Consider the following 7,399-nt stretch of genomic DNA (forward strand, 5'->3'; position numbering starts at 1 on the left):
ACAGAAGACTCTTCACACAGAGCATTCAAAGCAGCCTGTCGCAAGGGCATTACTGGTCATCCGTCCGCAGGAGATCCTCCCATGACATTCGATCGTCGCAAATTCCTGGGTGCCGCACTGGCAACCTCAACCGCTGGACTCGTGATGGGTGCGCCCGCCATCGTGCGCGCGGAATCCAACAAGACCTATCAATGGAAGATGACCAATGCCTATGGTCCGGGCTCGCCCTTCTATGTCGAGGGTCCGGGCAGTCCGACCGACTTCTGCCGCAAGGTAGAGGCCATGTCGGGTGGGCGCATGAAGATCCAGCACTTCGCGGCCGGTGAGCTGATTCCGGCCCTGGAGGGCTTCAATGCCGTCGCCAGTGGCGTGGTGGAGATGAACGCCGGCAATGCCTACTTCTGGGCCGGCAAGATTCCCGCCGCCCAGTACTTCACTACCGTGCCCTTCGGCATGAATACCCAGGGCATGAACGCCTGGCTGTACCACGGTGGCGGCCTGGAACTGTGGCATGAGCTCTACGCCCCCAAGGGGCTGATCGCCTTCCCGATGGGCAATACCGGCGTGCAGATGACCGGCTGGTTCCGCAAGCCGATCAATACGGTCGAGGACTTGAAGGGTCTGAAGATGCGCATCCCCGGACTGGCCGGCAAGGTCTACGCCGAACTGGGCGTGGCCGTGCGTCTTTTGCCCGGCGGAGAGATCTTCCCGGCGCTGGAACGTGGCGTCATCGACGCCGCCGAGTTCGTCGGCCCCTATCAGGATCGCCGCCTGGGGCTGCAGAAGGCCGCCAAGTATTACTACACCACCGGCTGGCACGAGCCGACCAACGTCACCGAGCTGATGATCAACAAGGCAGCCTGGGAGGGCCTGCCCGAAGACCTGCAGGCCATCGTCAAGGCCGCCGCCCAGGCGTGCAACGTCGAGAGCCAGGCCTGGTGCGAATCGGTGAATGCCGAGGCGCTCAATGATCTGGTCGACAACGAAGGCGTCACCGCCCAGCCGCTGCCGGACGCGGTGGTAGCGCGCCTGAAGGAGGTCACCGAGAAGACCTTCCTGGCGCTCTGACGCCTGTTGTCTCGGGTATCGCGGCTCGCACCTGTCGACACGCGTCTCGAGCTCAGCCCCGTCGCCCTATGAACTCGCCCTTCGCTGCGCTGCGGGGGCGAACTCAAGGTACAAGCCCAGAGCGCAAAGGCCTTTTCCGTCTTCCTGCTTCCCTGTCCAACGCCACGACCTGTCCCGTCGTGGCGTTCATGAGGCCATGCCATGCTGTACGTCATCCATTTTCTCGAGGGCATCATCGAGCGACTGGGCGTCATCGCCCGTTACTCGCTGTTGGCGCTCGTGTTGCTGGTCGCCAGTAACGTGCTGCTGCGTTACTTCTTCAGCATCAGCCCCGTGCCACTCCAGGAATTCGAGTGGCACCTGATTTCTCCCATCGCGCTGCTGGGCATCTCCTACGCCCTCAAGCATCGCGCCGACGTTCGCGTCGATGTCTTCTACGACCGTTTCTCTCTCAAGGGCCGCGCGCTGGTGGACCTGATCGGTGCGCTGATGACCATCGCCATCGGTGCCGCCATCGCCTGGCTGGGCCTGAGCTATACCGAGCAGTCCTGGCAGCTGATGGAAGGCTCGCCCGACCCCGGCGGCCTGCCCTATCGCTATCTGCTCAAGGCCTTCATTCCCCTCGGGTTCGCCGCGCTTGCGCTGCAAGGCGTGGCAGATTGCCTGCGCGCGCTGCTGGTGCTGTCGGGCAAGCCCGTCGACGGTGACCTGGAACACGAGGTGACGCCATGAGCCCGAACGAGTGGATCGCGCTGGCCATGATCGGCGGTTTTCTGGTCCTGATGCTGATCGGCATTCCGGTCGCGATTTCCCTGGCCGTGGCCGGTTTCGTGGCGGGGCTGGCGGGCTTTGGCCCGCTGCTGTTCAGTCTGATGCCGGCCCGTCTGTATGGCGTGGTCACCAACTACACCCTGCTGGCAATCCCCTTGTTCGTCTTCATGGGGGTCATGCTAGAGAAATCGCGGGTCGCCGAGGATATGCTCGAGACCATCGGGCGCGCCATGGGCGGCGTGAATGGGGGCATGGGAATCGCGATCATCCTGGTCGGCGTGTTGATGGGGGCCTCTACCGGCATCGTCGGCGCGACGGTGGTCACCGTCGGCATGCTGACGCTGCCGACCCTGTTACGTCGCGGCTATCACCCGGGCGTGGCCTCGGCCACCATCTGCGCCTCCGGCACCCTGGGGCAGATCATTCCGCCGAGCCTGGTGCTGATTCTGCTCTCGGAAATTCTCGGCGAATCCGTCGGCACCCTGTTTGCCGCCGCCTTCGTACCGGGGCTGGCCATCGCCGTCATCTATATCGTCTATCTACTGGTGCTGGGCTGGTGGAAGCCGGACCTCGTCCCGGCCATCCCGGAAGAGGAGCGCGCCGCTGCCGGTGGCATGAAGGAATTGCTGCGTGATCTGGCGCGTAGCGTGATTCCGCCGCTGATGCTGGTGTTCGCGGTGCTCGGCTCGATTCTGGGTGGCGTGGCCGCTCCCACCGAAGCGGCCTCGATGGGGGCCTTGGGCAGCATGCTGATCGCGCTGCTGGCCCGGCGTCTCAACTTCACCATGCTCAAGGCCTGTCTGCACTCGACCCTGACCATCACCGCCATGGTCTATTTCATCCTGCTGTGCGCGCAGCCCTTCTCGCTGGCCTTCCGCGGCCTTGGCGGCGAGAACATGGTGCATGATCTGTTCAACCTGCTGCCGGGTGGCGAGCTGGGTGCGCTGATCTTTCTGATGGTGATACTGTTCGTGCTCGGCTTTTTCCTCGAGTGGATCGAGATCAGCTATATCGCGCTGCCGATGTTCCTGCCGGTCTTCATCGGCTATGGCACCGACATGGTGTGGCTGGGCGTGCTGGTGGCGATGAATCTGCAGATGTCCTTCCTGACGCCGCCCTTTGGCTGGGCGTTGTTCTTCCTCAAGGGCGTCGCTCCCCCTGAAGTCACCACCCGCCATCTGTATCTCGGTGTGCTGCCCTTCGTGGGCCTGCAGGCTGCGGCAGTCGTGCTGCTGTTCTGCTTCCCGGGGCTCGCTACCTGGCTGCCGGAGGCGATCGGTTGGTAAGCCGGCCAGCCATCTACCGGCGCGACTCGAGACACTTGAGTGGTGATTCAGCGCAAAGGCCATTGGAAAGGTAATTCAGCAACGCGTAATGTCTTGTGGCCTGCCCACCGGCTCGCCTCCCCTGGAGACAGCACACCCGCCAGCGCTCCAGGGACATGCATCGACTGCCGATGGCGTTCATCGGCAACCTTCATCAGCAATGAACCACCCCGCGCCATACGGGGACGACAAGGAAACACCATGGAACTGTTCTCAGCCTATCCACTGCACTGGATTCTCGGCCTGATCGCCGCACTGATCGTCACCGGCATGATTGCCGGCGTGATGGCCGGCCTGCTGGGGGTCGGCGGCGGCATCGTCATCGTGCCCGTGCTCTTTCACCTCTTCAGCCTGCTGGGCGTCGATGAAGCGGTGCGCATGCACCAGGCCGTCGGCACTTCACTGGCTACCATCATTCCCACCTCGATCATGTCGGCCAGGGCGCATTACGCCAAGGGCAATCTGGACCCGGCGATTCTCAAGCGCCTGCTGCCGGGCGTGATCATCGGCGTCATCATCGGCGGCCTGCTCTCCAACCTGTTCAGCGGTGCGGTACTGATGGGGCTGTTTGCCACCGTGGCCTTCCTGGTCGCGCTCAACATGTTCCGCCGTCAGTCCACCGTGCTAGGCACTGGCCTGCCGGGCCCGCTGGGCAGCGGCGCACTGGGTACCTTCATCGGTGGCGTCTCGACGCTGATGGGCATCGGCGGCGGCACCCTGAGCGTGCCGACCCTGAGTACCCTGGGCACCCCGATGCACCTGGCCGTCGGCACGGGCGCGGCGCTGGGTCTGGTCATCAGCCTGCCGGGCACCGCCAGCTTCCTGCTCAATGGCATCGGCGAACCGAACCTGCTGCCGGGCTCCATCGGCTACGTCAATCTGCTCGGCTTCGCCGCCATCGTGCCGGCGACCATGCTGTGCGCCCCGGTCGGCGCGAAGCTGGCCCACGCGATGGATGCCGCCAAGCTCAAGAAGGTCTTCGCCATCTTCCTGATGTTCACGGCTCTGCGCATGTTCTACGACCTGTTCACCGGTAGCTGAGACGCACTGGATGCTCAATAACAACAACGGAATCCTCAGGAGCAAGACGCCATGATTCATACCCGACGTGGTTTTGGCGGCGCCTGCGCCGCGCCCCATCATCTGGCGGCGCAAGCGGGCCGCGATATCCTGCGCGATGGTGGCAACGCCATCGAGGCGATGGTCGCGATGGCCGCGACCATCGCGGTGGTCTACCCCCACATGAACGGCATCGGCGGTGACGGCTTCTGGCTGATCAAGCGCCCGGGGCTGGCGCCGCTGTCGATCGATGCCTGTGGCCCGGCGGCAGGGCTTGCCAGCCGCGAATTCTATGCCGAACACGGCCATGGCTATGCGGCTGACAGTGAGGGGGCTGCTCCCCTCGCCAACGGCAGCAGCATCCCGACCCGCGGACCGCTGTCGGCCTTGACGGTGGCCGGCACCATCGGCGGCTGGCAGGAGGCGCTGGCCTTCTCTGCCGAGACCTCGGCGGATGAGCGCTCGCCCCTGCCGCTCTCAACATTGTTGAGCCATGCCATCCGGCATGCCAATGATGGCGTGGCTGTCAGCGCCAGCCAGAAGGCACTCAGCGAAAAACACCTGGCCGTGCTCTCGCAGCAGCCCGGCTTCGCTGAGCGCTATCTGGGTCAGAGTGAGTCAGGTGAGCCGATCGCGCTGGAAGAAGGCGCGCGACTGCGTCAGCCGGCGCTGGCCGCAACGCTCTCGCGTCTGGCAGATGTCGGACTCGATGACTTCTATCGTGGCGAGCTTGCCACGCGCATGGCACAGGAGCTGGAAGCCGCCGGTAGCCCGCTGCGCCTGGCAGACCTCAACGGCTATCGCGCCCAGCGCGTCACGCCGCTCAAGGTCCGCCTGCGTGACAGTGAGGTATACAACCTGCCCGCCCCGACCCAGGGCCTCGCGACGCTGATGATTCTGGGGCTCTACGATGCATTGAGCGCGACGCATGGCATCAGCGAGGCGGACGGCAACACGCCACGTCACCTGCATGCGCTGATCGAAGCCACCAAGCGCGCCTTCCTGGTACGCGACAGCCTGATTACCTCGCCGGAATGCATCGAGGGGGCGCTCGAGGACAGCCTCGAAGGCAGCATCGCCACGCAACAGGCACAGCTCTCCCCGGAGGCCCTCGCCCGCCAGGCCGAGATGATCGACATGCAGTCCGCGCTGGGCTGGCCACATGAGCCCGCGGAGGGCGACACCATCTGGATGGGCGCGACGGACAGTGACGGCACCACCGTCAGCTTCATCCAGAGCGTTTATTGGGAGTTCGGCAGTGGCATGGTACTGCCCAGCAGCGGCGTGATGTGGCAGAACCGTGGGCTGGCGTTCGATCTGGCGCCGGACAGACTGCGCAGCCTGGCGCCGGGCCGCAAGCCCTTCCATACCCTCAATCCATCACTGGCCTGCTTCGATGATGGCCGTGTGATGGCCTTCGGCACCATGGGCGGTGAAGGTCAGCCGCAGACTCAGGCGGCTGTCTTCACGCGCATCGCCCGCCACGGCATGTCATTGCAGGCCGCGCTCAGCGCGCCGCGCTGGCTGCTCGGTCGCACCTGGGGCGATGTCAGCACCAGCCTCAAGCTCGAATCGCGCCTCGCGGGCGAAATGGCTCAGACACTCGCGGCCATGGGCCACGAAGTGGAAGTCCTCGATGAGGCCTTCAGCGACACGCTGGGGCACGCCGGCGCCGTGATGTGCCACCCGGATGGGCAGGTCGAGGCGGCCCACGACCCGCGCAGTGATGGTGGCGCGGCACTGACGTGATGCAAACCGGCCAGTGTCATGTCACGAACTGGCCGGCTTCTTGCTTGATTCGATGGGGGATGAAACCTTTCGTCTGACTACCGCCTCCACCCCATGCTGAGCATCAATCGCCACACAAAACGACAAGGAGAACTGACCTCTTAAATTTAGATATTCATTATTCATGAATAATGAAAGATTGAGAAACGACCTTCATTTCCACTCATAACAACGACAGAGCGACTCACCACAATGACAACAGCTGACTTCATGACTCCCCGCCGCCTTGTAGCTGCCATCTCGATCGCCGCCTGTTCCCTGGCCTATGGCATTCAGGCCAACGCCGCGGAACACCCGGGGGTGAAAATCTATGCCACCGGCGGCACGATTGCGGGTAGCTCTGCCTCCTCCACGGACACCACCAACTACAAATCCGGCAGCCTGGGGGTGCAAGCGCTGCTGGACGCCGTACCAGAACTGGCCGATGTCGCCGAGGTGACCGGTGAACAGATCGCCAACACCGGCAGCAGCAATATCGATCAGGAAATCCTGCTCAAGCTGTCGAAGGCGATCAATGAAGAGCTCGCGACGGACGCCACCCACGGCGTGGTCATCACCCACGGTACCGACACGCTGGAGGAGACCGGCTTCTTCCTGGATCTCACCGTCGACAGTGACAAGCCGGTGGTAATGGTCGGCGCCATGCGTCCGGCGACTGCCATCAGTGCCGATGGCCCCTTCAACCTGCTGGAGGCGGTCACCCTGGCAGCCGATGAAGGCGCGGAGGGACGTGGGGCGATGATCGTGCTCAACGACCGCATCGGCTCGGCGTATTACACCACCAAGACCAATGCCGTCATGATGGACACCTTCAAGGCGACCGAGCAGGGTTACCTCGGTGCCTTCATCAGCGGCAAGCCGCACTTCTATTACACACCGGCGACACCGACCGACAAGCCTCGCTTTGACGTGACATCCCTCGATGGCCTGCCGAAGGTTGATATCATCTACGCCCACCAGGATATGGACCCGGCGCTGTTCACCGCCGCCCTCGACAACGGTGCCAAAGGCATCGTGATCGCCGGCAGCGGCAATGGCTCGATTCCAGAGACCGTCAAGCCGCTGGTCAAGCAGGCCATGGCGGATGGCATCCCGGTCGTGCGCAGCACCCGTACCGGCAATGGTATCGTCAGTGCCAAGGAAGAAGGCATCGGCAGTGGCGCCCTCAATCCTCAGAAGGCGCGCATTCTACTCTCGCTGGCGCTGACGGAGACCGATGACATGGACAAGGTGCGTGGCTACTTCGAGTGAGCCGGCAGTCAATGTAGTGGCACAGTGAATCTGGCCACCTGACTTTGAGTGTATGATGGCTCACAGAGACAATCAGGTGCAGATGATGACGAAGAAGAGAACGTTTAGCCCGGAATTTCGCTTGGAAGCGGCCCAGC

At 63.5% G+C, this 7,399-nt stretch carries 6 protein-coding genes; all 6 read left to right on the forward strand.

Annotated elements, in window-relative coordinates; all coding sequences use genetic code 11:
• Window positions 1-81: 81 nt before the first annotated feature.
• Window positions 82-1,068, forward strand: coding sequence for a TRAP transporter substrate-binding protein (locus IZU87_RS04800; protein ID WP_213113842.1), 987 nt, complete (start codon window positions 82-84; stop codon window positions 1,066-1,068).
• A gap of 201 nt (window positions 1,069-1,269) precedes the next feature.
• Window positions 1,270-1,800 carry a TRAP transporter small permease subunit gene (locus tag IZU87_RS04805; RefSeq protein WP_213113843.1) on the forward strand — a complete coding sequence of 177 codons (531 nt, stop codon included), beginning with the start codon at window positions 1,270-1,272 and terminating at the stop codon, window positions 1,798-1,800.
• Window positions 1,797-3,125 carry a TRAP transporter large permease gene (locus IZU87_RS04810; RefSeq protein WP_131431987.1) on the forward strand — a complete coding sequence of 443 codons (1,329 nt, stop codon included), beginning with the start codon at window positions 1,797-1,799 and terminating at the stop codon, window positions 3,123-3,125. The genes IZU87_RS04805 and IZU87_RS04810 overlap by 4 nt, the downstream gene beginning before the upstream one ends.
• A gap of 240 nt (window positions 3,126-3,365) precedes the next feature.
• Window positions 3,366-4,205, forward strand: coding sequence for a sulfite exporter TauE/SafE family protein (locus IZU87_RS04815; RefSeq protein ID WP_131431986.1), 840 nt, complete (start codon window positions 3,366-3,368; stop codon window positions 4,203-4,205).
• 51 nt (window positions 4,206-4,256) lie between these two features.
• The gene (locus IZU87_RS04820; RefSeq protein ID WP_213113844.1) at window positions 4,257-5,972 is read left to right on the forward strand and encodes a gamma-glutamyltransferase family protein; all 1,716 of its coding nucleotides are present in this window, start codon (window positions 4,257-4,259) and stop codon (window positions 5,970-5,972) included.
• A gap of 249 nt (window positions 5,973-6,221) precedes the next feature.
• On the forward strand, window positions 6,222-7,262 hold the full coding sequence (locus IZU87_RS04825) for a type II asparaginase (protein WP_213113845.1): 1,041 nt from the start codon (window positions 6,222-6,224) through the stop codon (window positions 7,260-7,262).
• Window positions 7,263-7,399: the final 137 nt, after the last annotated feature.

It is taken from the genome of Cobetia sp. MC34 (assembly GCF_018340035.1).
GTDB classification, from domain to species: domain Bacteria; phylum Pseudomonadota; class Gammaproteobacteria; order Pseudomonadales; family Halomonadaceae; genus Cobetia; species Cobetia amphilecti.

Coding starts and splice junctions, on each gene's coding strand:
- IZU87_RS04800 (WP_213113842.1), top strand. CDS start 82: ATGACATTCGATCGTCGCAAATTCCTGGGTGCCGCACTGGCAACCTCA.
- IZU87_RS04805 (WP_213113843.1), top strand. CDS start 1,270: ATGCTGTACGTCATCCATTTTCTCGAGGGCATCATCGAGCGACTGGGC.
- IZU87_RS04810 (WP_131431987.1), top strand. CDS start 1,797: ATGAGCCCGAACGAGTGGATCGCGCTGGCCATGATCGGCGGTTTTCTG.
- IZU87_RS04815 (WP_131431986.1), top strand. CDS start 3,366: ATGGAACTGTTCTCAGCCTATCCACTGCACTGGATTCTCGGCCTGATC.
- IZU87_RS04820 (WP_213113844.1), top strand. CDS start 4,257: ATGATTCATACCCGACGTGGTTTTGGCGGCGCCTGCGCCGCGCCCCAT.
- IZU87_RS04825 (WP_213113845.1), top strand. CDS start 6,222: ATGACTCCCCGCCGCCTTGTAGCTGCCATCTCGATCGCCGCCTGTTCC.